The sequence below is a fragment of the Devosia elaeis genome (assembly GCF_001650025.1).
Classification (GTDB): Bacteria; Pseudomonadota; Alphaproteobacteria; order Rhizobiales; family Devosiaceae; genus Devosia; species Devosia elaeis.
The window spans coordinates 1-19,754 of record NZ_LVVY01000149.1 but is presented as its reverse complement, the minus strand read 5'-3'; the positions used below and the strand labels follow the sequence as shown (position 1 = coordinate 19,754).

General features: G+C 63.3%; 29 protein-coding genes. 25 read left to right on the top strand and 4 right to left on the bottom strand.

Annotation, left to right across the window (positions count from 1 at the left end):
* Positions 1 to 2: 2 nt before the first annotated feature.
* The gene (locus tag A3840_RS18740) at positions 3 to 431 is read right to left on the bottom strand and encodes a hypothetical protein (protein WP_131798388.1); all 429 of its coding nucleotides are present in this window, start codon (positions 429 to 431) and stop codon (positions 3 to 5) included.
* Positions 432 to 807: 376 nt separating this feature from the next.
* Between A3840_RS18740 and A3840_RS18735 the strand changes: the two genes are divergently transcribed.
* The 14 genes from A3840_RS18735 (at position 808) to A3840_RS18680 (ending at position 7,022) form a co-directional block, all read left to right on the top strand.
* Positions 808 to 1,464: a hypothetical protein gene (locus A3840_RS18735; protein WP_067460735.1), complete on the top strand. Its 657-nt coding sequence runs from the start codon at positions 808 to 810 to the stop codon at positions 1,462 to 1,464.
* Positions 1,465 to 1,473: 9 nt separating this feature from the next.
* Positions 1,474 to 1,689 (top strand): hypothetical protein, encoded by a 216-nt coding sequence (locus tag A3840_RS18730; protein WP_067460732.1) that lies wholly within the window; start codon positions 1,474 to 1,476, stop codon positions 1,687 to 1,689.
* Entirely contained in the window at positions 1,689 to 2,087 is a 399-nt protein-coding gene (locus A3840_RS18725; RefSeq protein ID WP_067460729.1) for a hypothetical protein, read from the top strand. Before A3840_RS18730 ends, A3840_RS18725 begins: the two co-directional genes overlap by 1 nt.
* Positions 2,084 to 2,416, top strand: a complete 333-nt coding sequence (locus A3840_RS18720) for a hypothetical protein (RefSeq protein ID WP_067460726.1) — start codon at positions 2,084 to 2,086, stop codon at positions 2,414 to 2,416. The genes A3840_RS18725 and A3840_RS18720 overlap by 4 nt, the downstream gene beginning before the upstream one ends.
* A gap of 127 nt (positions 2,417 to 2,543) precedes the next feature.
* Positions 2,544 to 2,768: a hypothetical protein gene (locus A3840_RS18715; protein WP_131798387.1), complete on the top strand. Its 225-nt coding sequence runs from the start codon at positions 2,544 to 2,546 to the stop codon at positions 2,766 to 2,768.
* Positions 2,765 to 2,908, top strand: coding sequence for a hypothetical protein (locus A3840_RS19810; protein ID WP_165603230.1), 144 nt, complete (start codon positions 2,765 to 2,767; stop codon positions 2,906 to 2,908). Before A3840_RS18715 ends, A3840_RS19810 begins: the two co-directional genes overlap by 4 nt.
* Positions 2,908 to 3,150, top strand: a complete 243-nt coding sequence (locus A3840_RS18710) for a hypothetical protein (RefSeq protein WP_131798386.1) — start codon at positions 2,908 to 2,910, stop codon at positions 3,148 to 3,150. The genes A3840_RS19810 and A3840_RS18710 overlap by 1 nt, the downstream gene beginning before the upstream one ends.
* Positions 3,147 to 4,430, top strand: a complete 1,284-nt coding sequence (locus tag A3840_RS18705; protein WP_067460717.1) for a DNA-binding transcriptional regulator Fis — start codon at positions 3,147 to 3,149, stop codon at positions 4,428 to 4,430. The genes A3840_RS18710 and A3840_RS18705 overlap by 4 nt, the downstream gene beginning before the upstream one ends.
* 14 nt (positions 4,431 to 4,444) lie before the next feature.
* Complete coding sequence (locus A3840_RS18700; RefSeq protein WP_067460714.1) at positions 4,445 to 4,825, top strand: HNH endonuclease; 381 nt, start codon at positions 4,445 to 4,447, stop codon at positions 4,823 to 4,825.
* Positions 4,822 to 5,127, top strand: a complete 306-nt coding sequence (locus A3840_RS18695; RefSeq protein WP_067460711.1) for a hypothetical protein — start codon at positions 4,822 to 4,824, stop codon at positions 5,125 to 5,127. The genes A3840_RS18700 and A3840_RS18695 overlap by 4 nt, the downstream gene beginning before the upstream one ends.
* Positions 5,124 to 5,255, top strand: coding sequence for a hypothetical protein (locus A3840_RS20180; RefSeq protein WP_281180591.1), 132 nt, complete (start codon positions 5,124 to 5,126; stop codon positions 5,253 to 5,255). Before A3840_RS18695 ends, A3840_RS20180 begins: the two co-directional genes overlap by 4 nt.
* Positions 5,252 to 5,479 (top strand): glutaredoxin family protein, encoded by a 228-nt coding sequence (locus A3840_RS18690; RefSeq protein WP_067460708.1) that lies wholly within the window; start codon positions 5,252 to 5,254, stop codon positions 5,477 to 5,479. The genes A3840_RS20180 and A3840_RS18690 overlap by 4 nt, the downstream gene beginning before the upstream one ends.
* Before the next feature lie 72 nt (positions 5,480 to 5,551).
* Complete coding sequence (locus A3840_RS18685) at positions 5,552 to 6,319, top strand: HD domain-containing protein (protein ID WP_245676667.1); 768 nt, start codon at positions 5,552 to 5,554, stop codon at positions 6,317 to 6,319.
* 1 nt (position 6,320) lies between these two features.
* Positions 6,321 to 7,022, top strand: a complete 702-nt coding sequence (locus A3840_RS18680; protein ID WP_067460705.1) for a deoxynucleotide monophosphate kinase family protein — start codon at positions 6,321 to 6,323, stop codon at positions 7,020 to 7,022.
* Positions 7,023 to 7,040: 18 nt separating this feature from the next.
* Here A3840_RS18680 and A3840_RS18675 read toward each other — a convergent pair whose 3' ends face one another.
* A complete protein-coding gene (locus A3840_RS18675; RefSeq protein WP_067460702.1) occupies positions 7,041 to 7,304 on the bottom strand; it encodes a hypothetical protein in 264 nt (87 codons plus the stop codon).
* Between the two features lie 57 nt (positions 7,305 to 7,361).
* On the opposite strand from A3840_RS18675, the gene A3840_RS19805 reads away from it, so the two are divergent.
* On the top strand, positions 7,362 to 7,520 hold the full coding sequence (locus A3840_RS19805; RefSeq protein WP_165603229.1) for a hypothetical protein: 159 nt from the start codon (positions 7,362 to 7,364) through the stop codon (positions 7,518 to 7,520).
* A complete protein-coding gene (locus A3840_RS18670) occupies positions 7,520 to 7,894 on the top strand; it encodes a hypothetical protein (protein ID WP_067460699.1) in 375 nt (124 codons plus the stop codon). The genes A3840_RS19805 and A3840_RS18670 overlap by 1 nt, the downstream gene beginning before the upstream one ends.
* Before the next feature lie 240 nt (positions 7,895 to 8,134).
* Here the strand turns inward: A3840_RS18670 and A3840_RS18665 are convergent, their stop codons facing one another.
* Positions 8,135 to 9,169, bottom strand: a complete 1,035-nt coding sequence (locus A3840_RS18665; protein WP_067460696.1) for a LacI family DNA-binding transcriptional regulator — start codon at positions 9,167 to 9,169, stop codon at positions 8,135 to 8,137.
* A 162-nt stretch (positions 9,170 to 9,331) separates the two neighbouring features.
* Here A3840_RS18665 and A3840_RS18660 point away from each other — a divergent pair, with 162 nt between their 5' ends.
* From A3840_RS18660 to A3840_RS18635, 6 genes are all read left to right on the top strand, one after another.
* Entirely contained in the window at positions 9,332 to 10,369 is a 1,038-nt protein-coding gene (locus A3840_RS18660; RefSeq protein WP_082904042.1) for a Gfo/Idh/MocA family protein, read from the top strand.
* A 10-nt stretch (positions 10,370 to 10,379) separates the two neighbouring features.
* Positions 10,380 to 11,282, top strand: a complete 903-nt coding sequence (locus A3840_RS18655; RefSeq protein WP_067460693.1) for a sugar phosphate isomerase/epimerase family protein — start codon at positions 10,380 to 10,382, stop codon at positions 11,280 to 11,282.
* Positions 11,283 to 11,434: 152 nt separating this feature from the next.
* Positions 11,435 to 12,664, top strand: a complete 1,230-nt coding sequence (locus A3840_RS18650; RefSeq protein ID WP_067460690.1) for an ABC transporter substrate-binding protein — start codon at positions 11,435 to 11,437, stop codon at positions 12,662 to 12,664.
* Positions 12,665 to 12,731: 67 nt separating this feature from the next.
* Positions 12,732 to 13,634, top strand: a complete 903-nt coding sequence (locus tag A3840_RS18645) for a carbohydrate ABC transporter permease (RefSeq protein ID WP_067460739.1) — start codon at positions 12,732 to 12,734, stop codon at positions 13,632 to 13,634.
* The gene (locus A3840_RS18640) at positions 13,631 to 14,458 is read left to right on the top strand and encodes a carbohydrate ABC transporter permease (protein ID WP_067460687.1); all 828 of its coding nucleotides are present in this window, start codon (positions 13,631 to 13,633) and stop codon (positions 14,456 to 14,458) included. The genes A3840_RS18645 and A3840_RS18640 overlap by 4 nt, the downstream gene beginning before the upstream one ends.
* Positions 14,455 to 15,528 carry an ABC transporter ATP-binding protein gene (locus tag A3840_RS18635; protein ID WP_067460684.1) on the top strand — a complete coding sequence of 358 codons (1,074 nt, stop codon included), beginning with the start codon at positions 14,455 to 14,457 and terminating at the stop codon, positions 15,526 to 15,528. Before A3840_RS18640 ends, A3840_RS18635 begins: the two co-directional genes overlap by 4 nt.
* Positions 15,529 to 15,734: 206 nt before the next feature.
* On the opposite strand, the gene A3840_RS19800 is transcribed toward A3840_RS18635, so the two are convergent.
* On the bottom strand, positions 15,735 to 15,902 hold the full coding sequence (locus tag A3840_RS19800) for a hypothetical protein (RefSeq protein ID WP_165603228.1): 168 nt from the start codon (positions 15,900 to 15,902) through the stop codon (positions 15,735 to 15,737).
* Between the two features lie 219 nt (positions 15,903 to 16,121).
* Here A3840_RS19800 and uxaC point away from each other — a divergent pair, with 219 nt between their 5' ends.
* The 3 genes from uxaC (at position 16,122) to A3840_RS18615 (ending at position 18,993) form a co-directional block, all read left to right on the top strand.
* Positions 16,122 to 17,540: a glucuronate isomerase gene (gene uxaC / locus A3840_RS18625; protein WP_067460678.1), complete on the top strand. Its 1,419-nt coding sequence runs from the start codon at positions 16,122 to 16,124 to the stop codon at positions 17,538 to 17,540.
* 119 nt (positions 17,541 to 17,659) lie between these two features.
* Complete coding sequence (locus A3840_RS18620; protein ID WP_165603227.1) at positions 17,660 to 18,469, top strand: aminoglycoside phosphotransferase family protein; 810 nt, start codon at positions 17,660 to 17,662, stop codon at positions 18,467 to 18,469.
* 5 nt (positions 18,470 to 18,474) lie between these two features.
* Positions 18,475 to 18,993: a CAP domain-containing protein gene (locus A3840_RS18615; RefSeq protein WP_067460672.1), complete on the top strand. Its 519-nt coding sequence runs from the start codon at positions 18,475 to 18,477 to the stop codon at positions 18,991 to 18,993.
* Positions 18,994 to 19,754: the final 761 nt, after the last annotated feature.

The window sequence follows — 19,754 nt, the reverse complement described above, 5'->3', positions numbered from 1 at the left end:
GGCTATGCCGGCTGTCCGGTCAAAATGGGGTGCGCTCCAATATCCCGACGGTCCAAGTCGCTTAGCTCGCTCTTGCATGCCCACAAGATGCGGTCGGAAATACCGTGGTCGCTCGGTATTTTTGCAGCGACACGGTAAGCTTCGTCATACTGGCCAGCGCGGTAGAGCACCGTCCCATAGACTGCAAGAGCATTAGCAGTTGGGTGAACACTTGAGACGCTCTCATGGAGAGTATCCATTTCGAGCCCAGTCAGTTCTTTCTTCTTAGTCAGCAGAAAGAGCTCATCCTCGGCCATATTTGCAGCGGTGGATTTTTCCGCATGGGCGCTGGGCGAAGTCCGAGACGCGGAAAGACTGAATAGCCGAAGAGCCCTTGCGGCGGTCTTCGCCCCCGGAATGCGCTTCACTGCCTCACGAATATGGTTTGTCATCAATCGAGCCGCTAAATCCTAAAGAATGCCCGATCCCCTATATCCGCAGGTGGGTCAAGTAAATTTACCAAACGCATAAGGCGGTCCCTCTGGGCCGCCTCTTTCTTTTCCAACATTACAGGAAGCCGACATGGCTTATGAGTTCGGATTTTCGACCGGTTCGTCAGCCGTTTCCGAGTTGTGATCAGAAATCGTTGTAGCGATAGCTCCAGCGGCGCCGGCCACTCCTAAAAGAGCAAAACCAGCCATCATAATAAGGGACAGCATAAGGCCTCTCCGGTTTGGTATCTCCAAACCGAAGGCCCAAGCGCTGAAAGCGTTCCCTAATGCCTGCGGCAAATGCCGCTTGTGACTTTCTCAACACAGGAGGGCCGATATGGCCGACACCAACGCGGCCCGCTGGGCGCGCGCCAAATTCACGCGCTCTACGCTGATCAATGCGCAGGCCGCTAAAATCGCCGCGAACCGGCAGCGCTACGCCGTGGTGGAAAAGGCAACCGGTGTTCCGTGGGATGTGATCGGCGTCATTCACTACCGGGAGAGCTCGCTGAACTTCGCCGGCGTGCTGCACAACGGCCAGAAGATCATCGGGACCGGAAAGAAGACAACCTTGGTCCCGAAGGGCAGGGGGCCATTCTCGACATGGGAGGCGGCGGCGATTGATGCGCTGATGAACTGCCATCCGCACCTCGGCAAGAACAAGGACTGGTCGCTGGCCAACACACTTGAGCTGCTCGAGCGGTACAACGGCCTTGGCTATCGCAACCGAGGCTTGCCATCGCCTTATCTGTGGGCCGGCACGGACCAGTACCAGAAGGGCAAGTACGTCGCGGACGGCAAGTTCGACCCGAACCACGTCGATCAGCAGCTTGGTGTTGCTGCCCTGCTTATTAAGCTGCGGGAACCGGCCCAGACAGGCGGCCAGCCGGTGCCAGCGGCCAAGCCCGCATCTCCCGTTGCTCTTTTCGTTCTGCTTGCCGGCGCCATCGCTGCTGGCGCTGCGTGGCTGTGGCGGCGCGTTTTCAAGAAATAGGAGGCGCCCATGTGGGAGCGCATCAAAACCTTCTTCGCGGACAGCGAAGTCATTTTCTGGGCTCGATTACAGCTCGTGCTGGGCGGCCTGGCTGCGGCGATCACGTACTTTGACCCCGGCCTGCTGGCGCCGATCCTGCCCGTTGAGTGGCTGCCGTGGGTGGTGTTTGCGAATGGTATCGCCACCGAATATCTGCGGCGCCGGCGAGCGACGGATCTGGGCTGATGCTTCGCGCCATTCTTGATTGGCTCGGTGGTGGCGTCTTGCGCCAATTCACCGGGCCGCTGCTGGACGCCTATAAGGCGCGGCTCGCCGCCGACAATGACGCCGACAAGCTAGCGGCCGAGCAGGCCGCAACGCGCATCGAGGCCGCTCGCGACATCGCGCTGGCAGAGCAGGGCAGGGCGTGGAGTGCCACCAGCGTTGGCCGTTGGCTAATCGTGGTGCCGTTCGGACTATGGTGGGCCGCGATCTACCTGGTACAGATCATCAATCCTTGGTTCGGGCTGTCGCTGGTCGTCATCGACGTTCCCGCCAAAATTCACGACATGGCTCTGGTGCTCGTGCCAGCCATTGTAATTGCCGACGCCGGCACGTTCGCCATTCGGAGGCTGCGCGCATGACCCTAACCTGGGAAATCGTTGCTGCGTTTCTGGTGGCCGGCGGCGCTGTGGCGGGCGGCTTTTGGCGCATCTACGCGCTGATCGAGACCGCTAAGAAGGACGCGGTAACGCGCGCCGAAGCAGCCATTGCCCTTGTGGGCGTGACCCGCGACGAGCTCGCCGCCCATAAGCTGCACGTGGCCGAAACCTATACGACCAAAGCTGGTTTGGCCGAGCAGACCGCCCAGATTATGAAGGCGATCGATGGAGTGTCCGGCAAGATCGACCACCTCAATGGGCGCATTGACGGCTTGATGAAACCGACGGCGAGCAGGGCGAGAAGCCAATAAATATCGACTTCGATTTGCTCTACGCGCGCCAGAACCATAAATTACAGCCGGGTGCCCATGTGGGTGCCCGGCTTTTTTGTTTGTGCGGTCACCAGCCGCGCGACGCACCACATGAGGAGAGATGCTGATGTTCACGCTTGGAGTCGTTGGAGCATACTTAGCCACGTCGGTCGGCGCGTTCTTTTTGTTAATAGACGCTTGGCGGCGCGACTTTGATCTAACGCGCTCGGACGCCTTCTTCCTGGCCTTCTTGTCACTGCTCGGGCCGATCAGTTTCGTTGCAGCAACCGTTGTCTGGTGCATCTCGAAACTCGGCGGCAAAGAGTCCCCAGTTGTTTGGAAGCGTAAATGACCCTGCGCACAAAAGCATGGACCGCGTTCGTCACTGCGTTCTGGGCGGTCTTCTGGCTGCTCATTCTGGCCGCGCTATGGGTCTGGCTCATCGTGCTGCCGAGCGTTGCAATCGCATGCCTGTCTGGGATGGCATGCTGATGGCCCGGCCAGACGATATTCCGCAGGACGTATTGGATAGGGCATACGGCACAGTCGAAGAGCGAACATTCGAAATGTTCCCAGACGACCGTCTGGAGATGGTCGAACATGTGGCCCGCGCCATTCTTGCCGAGCGCGAGCGGTGCGTGAAGGTGGCGGAGGCCCTGAACGGCTGGGGCGCAGATTGCGGGCGCGGTGGACATGCCGAACACATTGCCAAAGCTATTCGAGGTGAAGCATGACCAATCCATCCCTTTCCGACGACCTCGCGTTAGAGGCCGCGCTGACCTATCGCGCCTGCAACGATAACCAGTCCGAAGCCGCGCGCACTCTCGGCCTGCCCAGAAAGACCTTTGCCAATCGCCTCCGGCGCGCGGCCGAGCGCGGACTATTGGGTCCGCAGGAGACGCTGCCGGGGTACGCCATTCGGCAGATCACCGACACGCCGCAAGGGCAGTATATCCAGCAGCGCAAAGAGCACGGCGAGGAGTGGAAGCCGACCGACGGTCTGGTGATCAAGGGCAAGACCACGCTTGTGGACGCCGAAGGCCGGATCATCACGCAGCACGTGATGGAGCGGGCAGGGGCGGAAACGCAGAAGGTCGCACTTGAAGCTGCTGTGGAGGCTTTGAAAGAAGAGCTGCCACGCCTGCCACCAATTCCCCTGCACCAAGGCGCGACGATCTGGAAGGACGACCTGCTCAACCAGTTCACGGTGACCGACAACCATTTTGGGATGCTATCCCACGCCGAGGAGACCGGCGCGGATTACGACCTGCGCATCGCCGAGAGACTTCTGCTCGACTGGTTCGCTGCTGCCGTGAATTGCGCGCCAGCCGCGCACACCGCCGTGCTGGCACAGTTAGGCGACCTGCTGCACCACGACAGCTTGGAAAGCGTCACGCCAGCCCACCGGCACGTGCTTGATGCGGACTCGCGCCTGCACAAGGTCATTCGCGTGGTCGTGCGGACCTTCCGCCGCATCATCGACATGCTTCTGCAAAGGCACCAGCACGTCCACGTCGTCATGGCGTCAGGCAACCACGATCCTGCATCATCGGTGTGGGTGCGCGAGCTGCTGGCCACGCTCTACGAGAACGAGCCGCGCATAACCGTAGATCGCAGCCCGGCGCTCTACTACGCCTATGAGTGGGGCAAGACCGGGCTCTACTATCACCACATGCACAAGCGCGGCGTGAAGGATCTGGACCGCGTGTTCGCCGGCATGTTCCGGGAGATGTTCGGGCGCTGCGAGTACAATTATGGCCACGGTGGCCATCTTCATTCGGACGCCGTGGTGTCTACCCAGCTAATGCACATTGAGCGCCATGAGACGCTTGCCGCGCCCGACGCCTATGCGGCCGGAGGAGGATGGCTGTCGGGCCGATCCGCAAAGGTGATCACCTATTCGAAGGATTGGGGCGAGGTCGGACGGCAGACCTTGCGGCCTGCCATGGTGGCTGGAGCAAGCGCGGTGGGTGTCGCCGCGAATGACAACGAGCCTGGGAGGGCGGTGGCGTGAGGCCGGCAAAACGAATGGAGCGCGATCTCATAAGCAAAGGCCGAAAGGCCGCCGCCGCCCGACAGGCCGGCTGCTGCAAATACTGTTTTGTGCCGTTTTCCGTGTCGCCGGCCACGGCGGAGCATCGGGTTCCGCGGTCCAAGGGCGGCTCGAACCTGGGGCACAACATCGATGCGGCGTGTGAGCGCTGCAACAAGCTCAAGGCGACCATGGGCGCGAAGCGGTTTGTCGGGGTGATTAAAGGCACACCGCAGATTGGTGCGCCGCTGGAGCTGACGCTGGCGTGGAGCCGCCGCCGCATCTGGCTCAAGACGCATAGGGTGTGCCGGGACATTGGGCGAATTGTCGGCATGGCCGACACTGGCCCGCTTGGTGTTGGGAGGGCCGCAGCATGATCGAAGCCGCCATTTTCCTGACCGGCCTCACCGTATGGGGCATTGCCATCGGCGGCATTGCTCTTCTGCTGGGTTGGCTTGTGTTCCTCGCCGTCATCTCGGCTTGGCATGTCGTGCGGGTCTATCGTCATGGGTGGGTGCTCAACCCGGAAATGTCGTTTGCTCGGTCCATGACATACCCATTCCGCATGTGGGCGTATTTCTGGCTGCAAGGCCCGCCACACGTCACACGCATGGATGGCAAGGGCGGGCGCATAGCTCGCCCACTGTTCAAGCTCCCGCCTGAGAGGATTCCGGGATGATGAAACAAATCGGCGCTTGGCTTGCATTCATCCTTATGGCCGCAGCGCTTGGTCTGCCCTTCGGCATCTTAATGACGTTGATGCCGGACGGCCTTCCTGTCCTCGTTGTTTCTAGGGGCGCTCAATGATCACCCTCTACACCAAACCCAACTGCGTCCAATGCGATGCCACCAAGCGGGCGCTCGACAGGGCCGGCGTGGTCTATGATACCGTCGACCTGACTCAAGACCCGACCGCGCTCGAGCAGGTCCAGCAATGGGGCTACTGCTCCGCGCCGGTTGTTGTGGCTGGCGATGACCACTGGTCGGGCTTCCGGCCGGATAAGATCAGCGAGATACGCCGAAGCGCATAAAGGCGCGATATGCGCCGCACCGTATAGGCAGGCCACCAACCTGCCTTTCACCACACCACTGAGGAGACTTGCATGGGACAACTAGATGTGCGCGAGAGGCGAAACCTAGACAGGTTTGTCGCCGCACCACAAGACACCGCCGCCCGCGCCGCCGTTGAGGGCGACACCGAACGGGATCATTTCGGTGCCAGCAATGACAATTCGTCAGACATGGTCCCGCTCGGGATCAGGCTCCGCGAAGGACTGCGCGATGCGATAGCGTGGAAGGGCGGCGACGAAAGCGCTGGCACAGTCGTCGAGTACCCAACCGGCGGCTGGATGCAGACCTTCACCGGCCGCGCCGTCTATCCGCTGGACCTGCGGCCCGAGGACATCGACATTCGCGACATCGCTCATGCCTTGTCGCTGCAATGCCGATACGCTGGCCACGTGCGACAGTTTTACAGCGTGGCCGAGCACTCGGTGCACGTGGCTCGCCACTGCCGCCAGTACGGCCCGGAGGCCGGGCTGGAGGGGCTATTGCACGACGCGACCGAGGCTTACCTGGTCGATGTGCCCAGGCCCATTAAGCCGTTCCTCAAGAGCTACAAATTGATCGAGCAGCGCGCTTGGCGCGCCATCGCGGGGCGGTTTGATTTGGCGCCGGACTTTTATTGCGAGGCCGTCCACGAAGCCGACAACCGCATTCTGCATGACGAGCGGGCTGCGCTCATGTCGCCTTGCGAGCGCGAGTGGTCGCTGACCGGCGATCCGCTTGGGGTGACGATTGAATGCTGGAGCCCGGAGCGAGCGGAACGCGAGTTCCTGGCTCTGTTCGAAGAGCTTTATGGGGAGGACTGATATGCGCGCGACTGACCAAATTGCAATCGGCACTCCCTACACCGAGGCCGAAGCTGCCGGCGACAACACCTTCGCTCGCCAGGCAACCCCCACCGAATCCCCCGCCTGGCGCCAGTGGCACCGGCCGCCGCTCACCGCGGCGAACGACAACAACCCTGTGCGTGTCATCGGCCTGATGGGCTATGGCGGGGCCGGGAAGTCCGAGGTGGCCCGCATTCTGGTGGGCCACGGCTTTGTCCGCACCCACATCAAGGCCCCGCTGCGCGCCATGGCAGCCACGCTATTGACCGAGGCAGGCTACATGCCGCACGAGGTTGACGACTATCTGGACGGCGAGCGCAAGCGCGACATGATCCCTACTTTGGGGCGATCCGGCACCGAAGTTCAGCAGTTCCTCGGCACCGAGTTCGGCCGCGACTTCTGCTATGCCGACCTGTGGCTTGACCTGTGGCGCAAGCGCGCCAAGTCGATCCTGGCGGATGGCGGCAAGGTGGTGCAGGAATCGGTGCGGTTTCCCAACGAGGCCGAGGCCATCCGCGAGCTTGGCGGGCTGGTTATCAGGGTGGAGCGGCCCGGTGTGGGCCCGCTGTCTGACCATGTGTCGGAGCGCCCGCCGGCCGAACCTGACTTGATGATCCACAATAATGGCACGCTAACGGACCTGGCATTGCAGGTCGCGACGGCGCTGCGTAGGGTGGCCTAACAAGCCCCGCCCCGCCAATCATTCCATCTCCGGCACTTCGCCCCAGCGGTATATCTCCACCGGCTCGCCAAACTCGCCGTTTATCAGGTCCGCCTCGCGCCACCAGGATAGCACCCCGGCATAGGCACCGCCGCTCGCCATCAGCATTGCTCGGTGCTTGGCCTGGATTTCGCTCTGGCACTCTTGGGGCTCGAAAGCCGGGCGAAGCTCACCTTCCTCATCGCGGACAAAGGCCGCCAGGACGATCAATTTGGTGGGTGTTTGTGGCGCGGATGTTGACATGGCAACCCTTCGTGTTCCTATTTTGTTCTAGTAGCACAACAACGTGAGGAATCAACCATGGGTGTCGAGATCAAGGTGCCACGGTCCGTCCAAATTCGCCGCCTCCATGCTACCGGTCTGGAGGCGGCCGACATCGTCAAGCTGACCGGGTGGCCGCCGGCTATTGTTCGGGAGGCGCTGGCGGCCGGTCAGAAGGGTGTAGCGGTCGGCAAGTAATGTCCAACTCGCCCAGCACATATTGGGGCGCGCGGCCGACGCTCGGAAAGCTCGCCGCCGCCGGCATGCTCGTCTATTGCCGGTGCTATGGTTGCCGCCGGACCCGGACATACCTGGCCAGCGACCTGGCCGAATATCTCCATCCCAGCCATGTGGTGGGCGAGCTTTTCGTGGGCTGCCCGTACTGCGGGTCCAGCGCCAATTGGCGGGAGCGCTATCGCTATCCCAGCACCGATGACGTGCTCAACGGCACGATTATCCGCAAGCTCAAGGGCTGGCGCAAATCGGCCATATGGGCGGATGAGCCTTATAATGCGCCCGGCCTGATCGGGCCTGTGGCGCCGCCGGGAACAAGGCAGCCCGATCCGTCATGAGGCTAGAACCGCCCATGTAAGCCTGTTTGTGTGGGGAAGGGGAGTTAGCTCGAAACGGGTTAATTCGGCCACCTAGCGCGGAATCCAATGGGCTAGACACCACAGTAGAAAAGCTCAGTAGAAAATAATGTTATGCACAGTCTAGCTTTTCATTAAGCCGTTGATTTCCTTAAAATGTGGTGCTCCGGCTCTGGGCACCACCACTTTTCCTACATTCCTCCGGCCCGAGAACATGTCCCATCACGGCGCATCGTTGTCGCTGTCGCCCTCCACCAGCTCCAGCGGCACGATTCTGCGCACGACGCCCTGCGGATAGATGGCGGCATATTCCGGCATTGTGGCCAGCAGCGCTTCGGCCAGGGCGATGCCGAGATCGCGCAGCGACAGGCGGAAGCAGGTCAGCCGGGGCACGAGAAACGCCGCCTGCGGGCTGTCGCGGCTGATCACGGCGAAATTCCGCCCCGGCACCAGGCCCACCTGATAGAGCCCGTTATAGAGCCCCACATTCATCACCTCATTGGTCAGCACGAAGCCGGTCGGGCGCTTGTCTTCGGGCATGGCGGCGATGGCATGGGCGATCTGGTGTCCGCCGCGCGTATTCGGATAGGCGCGGAACACCATGTCCGGATCGAAAGGGATGCCGTGCCGCTCCAGCACCTTGCGATAGGCATCCACGAAGACGAAGCCGAGATTGACGTCGTCGATCGGCGCGAACACCCCGATCCGCCGATGCCCCTTGGCGATCAGCCGTGACACGCCCGCCTCGGCCATGCCCTCGAAATCGAGATCGAGCCAGGGATGGCCGGCATCGGTTTCCGAGCGCCCCAGCGCGATGAAGGGGATCTTGCGGCTGGCGAGAAAATCGATGCGGTGATCCTCGCGCTTGGTGGCCGAGATGATCAGGGCATCGGCAAAGCCGCGCGCCACCACGCGCTGCAGATAGGCGTCGGGATCTTCCTCCGAGGAGCAGAGCAGGGCGACCAGGTCGAGCTGGTGGCGGGCGAACACGGTCTGCACGCCGTCGAAGACGCTCATGAAGAAGACATCGCCCTCGCCGGTGATTTCCGAGCCGGTCTGCATCATGAAGCCGACCACGCCGGTGGAGCCCTTGCGCAGGGCTCTTCCGGCCTGGTTGGGCACATAGCCCATGGCCGCCGCCTCTTCCATGACGCGCCGGCGCGTCTCCTCGCTGACGTCGGGCTTGCCGTTCAGGGCCCGCGAAACGGTGCCGATCGACACATTGAGCCGCTGTGCCAAACGTTTGATGCCAGTCATATTTTTCGGAATCTCTCCACAGCGGCCGGGCGGTCCAGAAACGTTTACGAAACTCTATTGACACGCCAAGGGTCCCGAATATAGCGTCGTAAACGTTTACGGGACAGCCCTTTGCGACGCCGCACAAGACGGCAGGCACCAGGGAAAGTCCAGAGGGAGGAAATGGTGGCGTTCACCGCGGTACTGGCCGGTTGCGGCGGCATGTCCAGGGGCTGGCTCAATGCGCTGGCCGAGCATCCCCTGCTCAAGGGCCGCGTGCGGATCGTCGGCCTTGTCGATCTCGATCCCGCCACCGCCCAGGCGCGCGCCGCCGAATTCGGCCTTCTCGATGCCGCCATCGGCGCCGATCTCGACGAGATGCTGGCCCGCACCAAGCCCGATCTGCTGTTCGACGTGGTGGTTCCCGGCGCCCGCGCCGATGTCGTGGCCACCGGCCTGCGCCATGGCTGCCACGTCCTCAGCGAAAAGCCGATGGCAGCCAGCATCGAGCAGGGCCGCGCCATGATCGCCCAGGCCGCCGCCGCCGGGCGCGTCCACGCCATCGTGCAGAACCGCCGCTTCATCGCCGGTGTGCGCCGCATTCGGCGCCTCCTCGAAGAGGGCGCCCTGGGCCGGCTCACCGCGCTCCATTGCGACTTTTTCGTCGGCGCCCATTTCGGCGGCTTTCGCGAGGACATGGACCATGTCCTCCTGCTCGACATGGCCATCCATACCCTCGACGCCGCCCGCTTCATGTCGGGCAGGGCGCCCCGGGCCGTCTATTGTCTCGAAACCAATCCGGCCGGCTCCTGGTATCGCCATGGCGCGGCCGCCAATGCCATTTTCGAGTTCGAGGACGATATCGTCTTCAATTATCGCGGCTCCTGGGCGGCCGAAGGGGCCAATACCTCCTGGGAAAGCGCCTGGCGCCTCGTCGGCACCAGGGGCACCCTGCTGTGGGATGGCGCCGATACGTTCCAGGCGCGGATCGTCGCTGGTGATACCGGCTTTTTCCGCGACCTCGAGGACATCGAGGTGCCCGCACCCGCCGATGCCGACCAGACCCACGGCCATGCCAGCGTCATCGCCGATTTCCTGGCTGCCATCGAAAGCGGCCGGCCGCCGGAAACGGCCAGCAACGACAATATCAAGAGCCTCGCCATGGTCTTTGCCGCGATTGAAAGCGCCAGGACCGGCCGGCGCGTATCCATTGCAGTTTGAGGATTTTTCAGTGAGCGACCCCGCCAAATCCATTCGCATCGGCACCATGATCAGCGCATCCGCCGGCAAGGCGGCCGAACGCATCGCCGAGATCGCCGATCTTGGCTTTGAGAGCTTCGAGCCGTTTTTCTGGCAGACCACCAATGGCCAGGACATCGCCGATCTGGGCAAGCGCTGCCGCGAGGCCATCGGCGACCGCGATATCACCATCTCGACCATCGGCATGTTCGGCAATCCGCTGGAGGATCAGGACATGGACCGCCAGACCCTGCAGGGCTGGAAGGATTGCATCGACAATGCCCACCATTTCGGCGCCACCTGCGTGGCCGGCTTCACTGGCCGGGTGCGCAACAGGCCGCTGACCGAAAGCCTGCCGCAATACAGAAAGGTCTGGTCGGAACTGGCCAAACGCGCCGCCGACAAGGGTATCCGCATCGCCTTCGAGAACTGCGCCATGGACGGCAATTGGCAGACCGGCGACTGGAACATCGCCCACAATCCCGATGCCTGGGAGCTGATGTTCAACGAGACGCCGGACGACAATATCGGGCTCGAATGGGAGCCCTGCCACCAGATGGTCTATCTCATCGATCCGCTGCCGCAGATCCGCAAATGGGCGCCGAAGATTTTCCACGTCCACGGCAAGGATGCCACCATCCGCTGGGACGTCATCCGCGAGCACGGCATCTTCGGCAAGGAGAAGTTCGTGTTCATGCGCACGCCCGGCTTCGGCGACAGCAATTGGACCGACATCATTTCCGAACTGCGCCTGGCCGGCTGGTCCGGCTCCATCGATATCGAAGGCTGGCACGACCCGGTCTATCGCAACGCCCTGGAAATGACCGGGCAGGTCCACGCGCTCAACCACCTCAAGCAGGCGCGCGGAGGAGATTACCTGGCCATTGCCGGGTAGGTCGCGGGATATGGCGGGCGGGAGGCCTGGTCCGTAACCCGGAGATGCTGCCACAGGCGTTGCAACCGCCCGTGGCAGCGAGGAGAGGCCGCAAGGGAAAGAGGAGCCCGAGCGGCATGGATCGCGGCCCGAGGGCCGCAAGGGAGGATATAATGCAGGTTACCAAATTCGGTCTATTGGCTGGCCTCGCGCTCGGCGCATTGGTCGCAGCCACGCCCGCGCAGGCACAGGTCACCCTGAAGGTCTGGTCGATCGACGGTGTCGACCGGCCGGGCATCGCCGATACCTATTCCAAGGAATTCGACGACGCCAATGAGGACATCGTGGTCGAATATCGCGGCATTCCGTTCGACGAGATCGTCAACGAAACCCTGCGCGCTTTCGCCACCGGCAATGCCCCGGACATCGTCTCTTTCGACAATCCCGATTTCGCCCTGTTCTCGTCGCGCGGTGCCATGCTCGACATCACCGACCGGGTCGCCAATTCGGAAATCGTCGGCAAGGCGCAATATTTCGACGGTCCGCTCAATTCGGTGACCTGGGACGGCAAGCTCTATGGCCTGCCCAAATATACCGACACGATCGGCCTGTTCTACAACAAGGACCTCTTCGCCAAGGCCGGCATCACCGAGCCGCCCTCGACCTGGACGGAACTGGCCGATGCGGCCGCCAAGCTGACCGACCCGGCCAACAATATCTATGGCGTCACCTTCTCGGCCCGTGCCGGCGAAGAGGGCACGTTCCAGTTCCTGCCGATCATTCAGATGTCGGGCGGCGGCTCCAACAAGGTCAATACCGAGGGCGCGGCGGCCGTGCTCGATATCTGGAAGAGCCTGATCGACAATGGCTATGCCTCGCGCGACGTGCTGAGCCTTGGCCAATGGGATTCCACCGGCGCCTTCAATTCCGGCAATGCCGCCATGGCCATTTCCGGCCCCTGGGAAATCGACCGCATGGTCGAGGACGCCAAGTTCGATTGGGGAGTCGCCCTGCTGCCGACCATCGAAGAGGGCGGCCAGCGCTCCTCGGCCCTTGGCGGCTTCAACTGGGGCATCATGGCCAATACCCAGCACCCCGATGAAGCCTTCCGCCTGCTCGAATATTTCGTCGATCAGGAAGATCGCATCTTCGCCGATTTCGGCAATCTGCCGGCCCGCGGCGATATCGAATTGCCGGTCACCGGCGTGACCAAGAAGGACGAGGCGCTCAAGGTCTTCCAGGAGCAGCTCCAATATGCCCAGCCGCGCGGTCCCCACCCGGAATGGCAGAAGATTTCCAAGGCCATCTATGACGCCGAGCAGCAGGCGCTGACCGGCCAGATGTCCTCGATGGATGCGCTCAACCAGGCGCAGGCGACCATCGACGGCATCTACAACCAGTAATCCTCCCGCACTGGGCCGGCCGGGCCATGTCCGGCCGGTATTTTCCCTCTGACGGCCTGGAGGATTGGTGATGCGATTCTTGAATGCGCTGCGCGACGGGGTGGGCTTCGACATCCTGCTGGTCGGTGCGGCTTTATTGTTTCTGGTCGCCCTGGCGGGCGCGCCCCTCGTCTACAACGTGCTCATGAGTTTCCAGCAGGTGGACATGTTCACCCTGGGCGCGCTGTTCCGGCCATTCGTCGGCTTCGACAATTACGTCGCCGTGGTGCGCCAGCCCGAATTCTGGCTCGTCACCCGCAACACGCTTATCTTCGTTTTCGGTTCGATGACCGGGCAATTCGTGCTCGGTTTCGCCCTGGCCCTGTTCTTCGCGCAGAACTTCCCCGGCGCGGCCACCATTCGCGGGCTGTTTCTGGTGTCCTGGGTCATGCCGGGCCTGGTGGTCGGCGGCATCTGGAGCCTGATCCTGGCGGGCGATTACGGCGTGCTCAATGTCATCCTGCGCAGTCTCGGGATCATCCAGGCCAACGTCTTCTGGAAATCCGACCCGGCTTTTTCCATCTGGGCGGTGGTCATCGCCAATATCTGGCTGGGCCTGGCATTCAACATGCTTCTGCTCTCGGTGGGCCTGGCGGCCATTCCGCGCGATCTCTACGAGGCGGCCGAGCTGGATGGCGCCAATGCCTTCCAGCGCTTCTGGACCATCACCCTGCCGATGATGCGGCCCACCATCGGCGCCGTCCTGTCGCTGGGTCTCATCGGCACCTTGCAGCAATTCGACCTGTTCCCCGCGCTCACCGAAGGCGGCCCGGCCAATACGTCCAACGTGGCCGGCTTCTGGTCCTGGCAATTGAGCTTCCAGCTCTACGATTTCGCCAAGGGAGCCACGGTGTCGGTCATGATGTTCCTGCTCGTGCTGTTCGCCTCGGTGATCTATGTGCGCTCGACACGCCATGAGGTGCGCGGATGACCCGGACCTATACGCCATGGTTCCTGCTGGCCGTCGCGCTCGGGCTGGCGGCAATCTATCTCTTCCCGGTCTATTGGATGTACGTCACCAGCGTCAAAAGCGGCTCGGAGATCTTCTCCAATCCGCCCACCTTCTGGCCGGCCGATCCCAATATCGGCGTCTTCGGCGATGTATGGGCGCGCCGGGCCATGCCGACCTATCTCTGGAACTCCGTCGTCATTGCCGGCGGGGTCACCGCCATAACCGTCGTGCTCGGCACCGGTTGCGCCTATGTGCTGGCGCGCTATCGCAATGTGTGGATCGATATCGGGCTGTTCTGCGTGCTCATGCTGCAGGTGCTGCCGGCCTCCGTCATGGTCACGCCGCTCTTTGTCGGCTTCAACCAGATCGGTCTCCTGAACTATCCGCGCACCGCGGTCGTGCTTGCGGCGGCGGCCAAGGCCATGCCCTTCTTCGTCGTATTGGTCCGCGCCACCTTCATGAGCGTGCCGCGCGAACTCGAGGAATCGGCGCTGGTCGACGGCAATTCGCGGGTAGGGGCGTTCTTTTCCATCGTGCTGCCGCTGGCGCGCAACGGCATCCTCGTCTGCGCCATCCTCACCTTCATGAGCGCGTTCGGCGAATACATCTATTCCAAGTCGATCATCCAGAGCCCGGTTCTGCAGCCCGCCAGCGTCGGTCTCTCCGGGTTCCTCGGTCCCAACTCGACCGACTGGAATTCGATCATGGCCTATTCGGCCATCTACGTGACGCCCATCCTGGCCATCTTCGTCATCCTGCAGCGCCGCATCGTGGCCGGCCTAACCTCGGGAGCCCTCAAATGAGTGCAGAACCGCAGATCGAGCTCATTGGCATCGACAAATATTACGGCAGCTTCCACGCGCTCAAGGATATCAACCTGACCATTCCCAAGGGCCAGTTCGTCGCCCTGGTCGGGCCGTCCGGTTGCGGCAAATCCACCCTGCTGCGGTCGCTGGCGGGCCTCGAGAATATCAGCGGCGGCACCATGAAGATCGCCGGCGCGCTGATGAACGGCGTGCCCCCGCGCAAGCGCGACGTGGCCATGGTCTTCCAGTCCTATGCGCTCTATCCGCATATGACGGTGGAGCAGAACCTCACCTATTCGCTGCGCCTCAAGGGCGTCCCGAAGGAGGAGATGCGGCGCGCCACCGAGGAGGTCGCCCGCACCATCGGTCTCGACAACCTGCTGCATCGCTATCCGCGCGAACTCTCCGGCGGCCAGCGCCAGCGCGTCGCCATGGGCCGCGCCATCATCCGTCACCCCAAGGCCTTCCTGTTCGACGAGCCGCTGTCCAATCTCGATGCCGCCCTGCGCGTGCATATGCGCAAGGAAATCCGCGCCCTGCACGACCGGCTCGGCGCCACCTCGGTCTATGTCACCCACGACCAGATCGAGGCCATGACCATGGCCGACCATGTCGTGGTCATGCGCGATGGCGTCATCGAGCAGCAGGGCTCCCCGCTCGATCTCTACGATCGGCCCGCGACCCGCTTCGTCGCCGGCTTCATCGGCTCGCCGGCGATGAATTTCATTCCCGCCAGGATCGGCCCGGACGGCGCCAGCACCGTGTTCGACCGGCCCGATATCCGCAGCCTGCCGATCGGGAAAAAGCTTGATCCCGGCCGCGAGGTGATCGTGGGCCTGCGCCCCGAACATATCGCGGTCGGCGCGGCGGACGGCGCCGGCATGACGTTGAAAGTGGCGGTGGTCGAATCCACCGGATCGCTCACCTATCTGACCACCGAGGAGCCCCTGCAATTGACCATCGTGATGACCGGGCGCACCGAGCTGGCGCCGGGCGACGCGGTGCAGGTTTCCGTCCCGTCCGCCCACGTCCACATCTTCGACGCCGAAACCGAACGGGCGCTTTGAGGCAATAAAAAACCCGGATGCCGGGGAGGGAGACCGGCATCCGGGTTCAGCTTCGACGGCGCGCATCCGGCAGCCGAGGGAGGGCGGCGCCAGGGCGTCGGCCTGTGTCGAGCTTGACGGAAGGGCAGGGGGGTGCCGCTTCCTCGCCTCTCTAGATAGGGTGCCGCCCCGGACTTTCAAGGGCGACGCCGCCGCCGCGACCTGGCCTAGAAAGCGCTGGTCAGCAGCGCCCCGGCAATCGAGAGAATGCCCAGCCCCGCCAGGCCCGCGGCCGCCAGCATGAGGCGAATGCGCTGGGCATGCGCCCCGCGCCGCGCGCTCCGCCGGATCGCGTCGATATCGGTATGCAGCTCGTCGAGTTCGAGATGGGCCATGGCCGCCTCCATGAGAAATCCGGCCGCAACAGCCGGAACGATCCTGGGGCCGCCGCCTTGTTCAGGGCTGTTCTCACCCGCTCCGGCCTCACGATACGCAAGGCGGCCTCCGCGCTGAACAGCGGGCTGGAAACGCGGTTAATTTGAATAAAATACCGATCGATCCCATCTTGTATGGAAGATATTGAAACACCCCGGCGAACATGGCACAAAGTGGCCATGACCCAGCCAGCCCATCTTCACCCCGATCGCCTGTTCCCCGCATCTGAGCCGGCGCAATCCATCGCGCGCGAGCTCTATCCGGCGGTGAAGGATTTGCCCATCGTCAGCCCGCACGGCCACACCGATCCGTCCTGGTTTGCCGGCAATGGCCGCTTCTCGACGCCCACGGCCCTGTTCCTGACGCCGGACCATTACGTGCTGCGCATGCTCAGGAGCCGCGGCATTTCCTATGACGCGCTGGGCATTCCCCGCAAGGATGGCAAGCCGGTGGAACAAGATGGCCGCAAGGCCTGGCGGCTCTTTGCCGAGAATTATTTCCTCTTTGCCGGCACCCCCTCCAAGACCTGGATCGATCATTCGCTCCATGCCGTGTTCGGCATTGCCGAGGAATTGTCGGCGGCGACGGCGGACCGGATTTACGACGCCATCGAGGCCGGGCTGGCCACGCCGGACCTGCTGCCGCGTGCCATTCTCGACCGCTTCAATGTCGAGGTCATCGCCACCACCGAATTCGCGCTCGATCCCCTGGTCCATCACCAGAAAATGGAGGCCGACAATTATATCGGCCGCGTCCGCACCACCTATCGGCCCGATGACGTCACCGATCCCAGCCGCCCCGCCATCGTCGAAAACCTCAAAAAATTCGGCGAGCTGACCGGTGAAGACATTGCCAAATGGGACGGGCTCATCAATGCCCATCGCAAGAGGCGCGAATATTTCCGCCGCTTCGGCGCCGTCGCCACCGATCACGGCGTGCCCAGCGCCAATACGGCCGACCTGCCCCTGGTGGAAAAGCAGGCCCTCCTCGACAAGGTGCTGGCGGGCCGGCACGACGCCGCCGACGCCGAATTGTTCCGCGCCCAGATGCTGACCGAGATGGCCCTGCTCTCGGTCGAGGACGGCATGGTCATGCAGATCCATGCCGGGTCGCGCCGCAATACCGATCCGCTGCTCTTCGCCGAGCGCGGGCCCGATCTTGGCGCCGACATTCCCGGTCCCACCGATTATGTCGGCGGCCTCAGGGCGCTGCTGTCGCGCTGCGGCAACGAGCCCAATCTGCGGCTCATCATGTTCGTGCTCGACGAAACCACTTATGCGCGCGAGCTGGCGCCCATGGCCGGCTATTGGCCCAGCCTGATGATCGGCCCGCCCTGGTGGTTCCATGATAGCCCGCAGGGCATCCGCCGTTATCTCGACCAGGTCGTGGAAAGCGCCGGCTTCTATAACCTGGCCGGCTTCAACGACGATACCAGGGCCCTGCTCTCCATTCCGGCCCGCCACGATGTCTGGCGCCGCGAGGTCTGCGGTTTCCTGGGCCGCTGGGTGGGGGAGAACCGGCTGGCCCGCTCCACCGCCGAGGAAATTGCCAGGCATTTGAGCTATTCGGCCGCCAAGGACGCCTACAGGATAAAGTAGGGGCGTCATCGCCCCACTTTCATCACCTTTGCGCGCCACCCGTCGAATCCCGGCCCGGCTTCTGCTCTAATGGCGCAATGATGAATCAGTCTCCTGTCGAAACGGCGCTGAGCCGCGCCATGATCCGCTGGTCCTTGACCAAGTCCACCCCGGTGGCCGAAACGCCGCGCAGCTGGATTTTCAAGGTGGAGCAGAATGGCCGAAACCTGGCCGCCCTCAAGATATTGAAGCCCGTCGTGGCTGAGGAAGAGGGCAGGGGCTCGCGCCTCCTGCAATGGTATGGCGGGGACGGCGCCGCCACGGTTTTCGATATCCACGAGAGCACCATCTTCATGGAATGGCTCGATGGCGGCACGCTGGGCGATCCCGTCCGCGCCGGCCGGGACGATGAAGGCACCATTGCCATCGCCACGGTCGTGGCCAAGCTGCACCAGCCGCGCGATCCCGCCCCGGCCGATCTGCAGCCGCTGCGCGAGCGGTTCCAGCCCCTGTTCGATACCGATGTGCGCGCCTGGCCGCATACGGCGCGCGATCTCTATGCCCGCGCCAGCGGCATCGCGCTGCGCCTCTTCGATCGTCCGACGGCGCAGATTCCGCTGCATGGCGATCTGCATCACGACAATATCCACTCCTCGGATCGCGGCTGGCTTGCTATCGATCCCAAGGGCGTCCTTGGCGATCCCTCCTATGATCTCGCCAATGTCTTCATCAATCCCCTGCGCGCGAACAATATGGCGGCCGATCCGCATCGCATTGCCAGCCGGGCCGACATCCTCTCCCAGCGCCTCGATTATCCGCGCAAGCGCCTTCTGGGCTGGGCCGCTGCCCACGCCGCCCTGTCCGCCTGCTGGGATTTGGCCGATGGTCAGCCCATAACCGGCATTCTCGCCGTCCTGCCCAATCTCCTCAGCGCTTACGACCAGGCCTGATCCAATTGCCCCCATCCGCTTCCCGCCGCTATTCGCGCCGCGCCGCCCTCGCCCTGGGCGCTTCTGCGCTGCTCTCGGCCTGCGCCGCCACCATGCCGCCAATGCCGGCCAAAACCTCGGACCGGCCGGAGGATTTGACGCGCGAGCAGGTCGTGTCGGCCATCAACGCGGTCCGCCGCGCCAATGGCGCCGGCGCCTGGACCTATAACCCGGCGCTCGAAAGCGCCGCCCGCGCCCATGCGCGCCTCATGGCCAGCCAGGACAAGCTCAGCCACGACCTCGGCATCACGCTGCGCCAGCGGGTGAGCGAGGCGGGCTATGTCCTGGCCGTGGGCGAAAATCTCGCCAAAGGCTACAAGACCCTGCCGGAAACCATCGATGGCTGGCTGGCCTCGCCGGGGCACCGCAATACCCTGCTCTCGCCCAAATTCGTCGAATTCGGCCTGGCCTTCGCCCGCACCGGCTCCGGCAAACTCTACTGGGCCATGATCGCCGGCGGCCCCTTCGAAGCCTGGCGCATCTGAGACGAAAGCCATTGCTTCCTCACCCCTCGAGTCAAGCCCGAGAGTGACGAGCTGTAGGTGGCGGGATCATGCGGTAAACGCCGGCCCGACACCGCCCCCTTGAGGGGGGAGGTAGCGCAGCTTGGCCGACAGGCCTAGCGAAGCTAGTAGGGGGTGCCGGCAGGCGCAGGCGTTAGAAAACAAACACCCTGCCGCCCCCTCACCCGTCTCGGGCTGCGCCCGATCCACCCTCTCCCCGAGAGGGAGAGGAATAAGAGGAGAGCGCCGCACCATTCTTCTCCCCCTCGGGGAGAAGGTGCCCGAAGGGCGGATGAGGGGCTTCGAGCCGCCCCGCAGGGCAAATCTCTCCAGTGGAGAGATTTGAGGCGAGAAGGCCATGAGCGCTATGCGCGAATGGCGGGGCGCTATCCAAGCACCGAACCCCACCTCCCCCTTGAGGGGGGAGGTAGCGCAGCTTGGCCGAAAGGCCTAGCGAAGCTAGGAGGGGGTGCTCCCGCGCAACAGCGTTAGAGATCAAGCACCTTGCCGCCCATCCCCCTCACCCGTCTCGGCCTTCGGCCGATCCACCCTCTCCCCGAGAGGGAGAGGAACAGAGGCGCGCCGGCCCATTCTTCTCCCCCTCGGGGAGAAGGTGCCCGAAGGGCGGATGAGGGGGCTGCTGCCACAAACGCCGAACCCGCAAAAAACCGAAACTTATCCCCACCCCCATCACCCCATATTATTCTCCCCCCATCAGCCGGGTGGAGATGGGGTTGCAACGA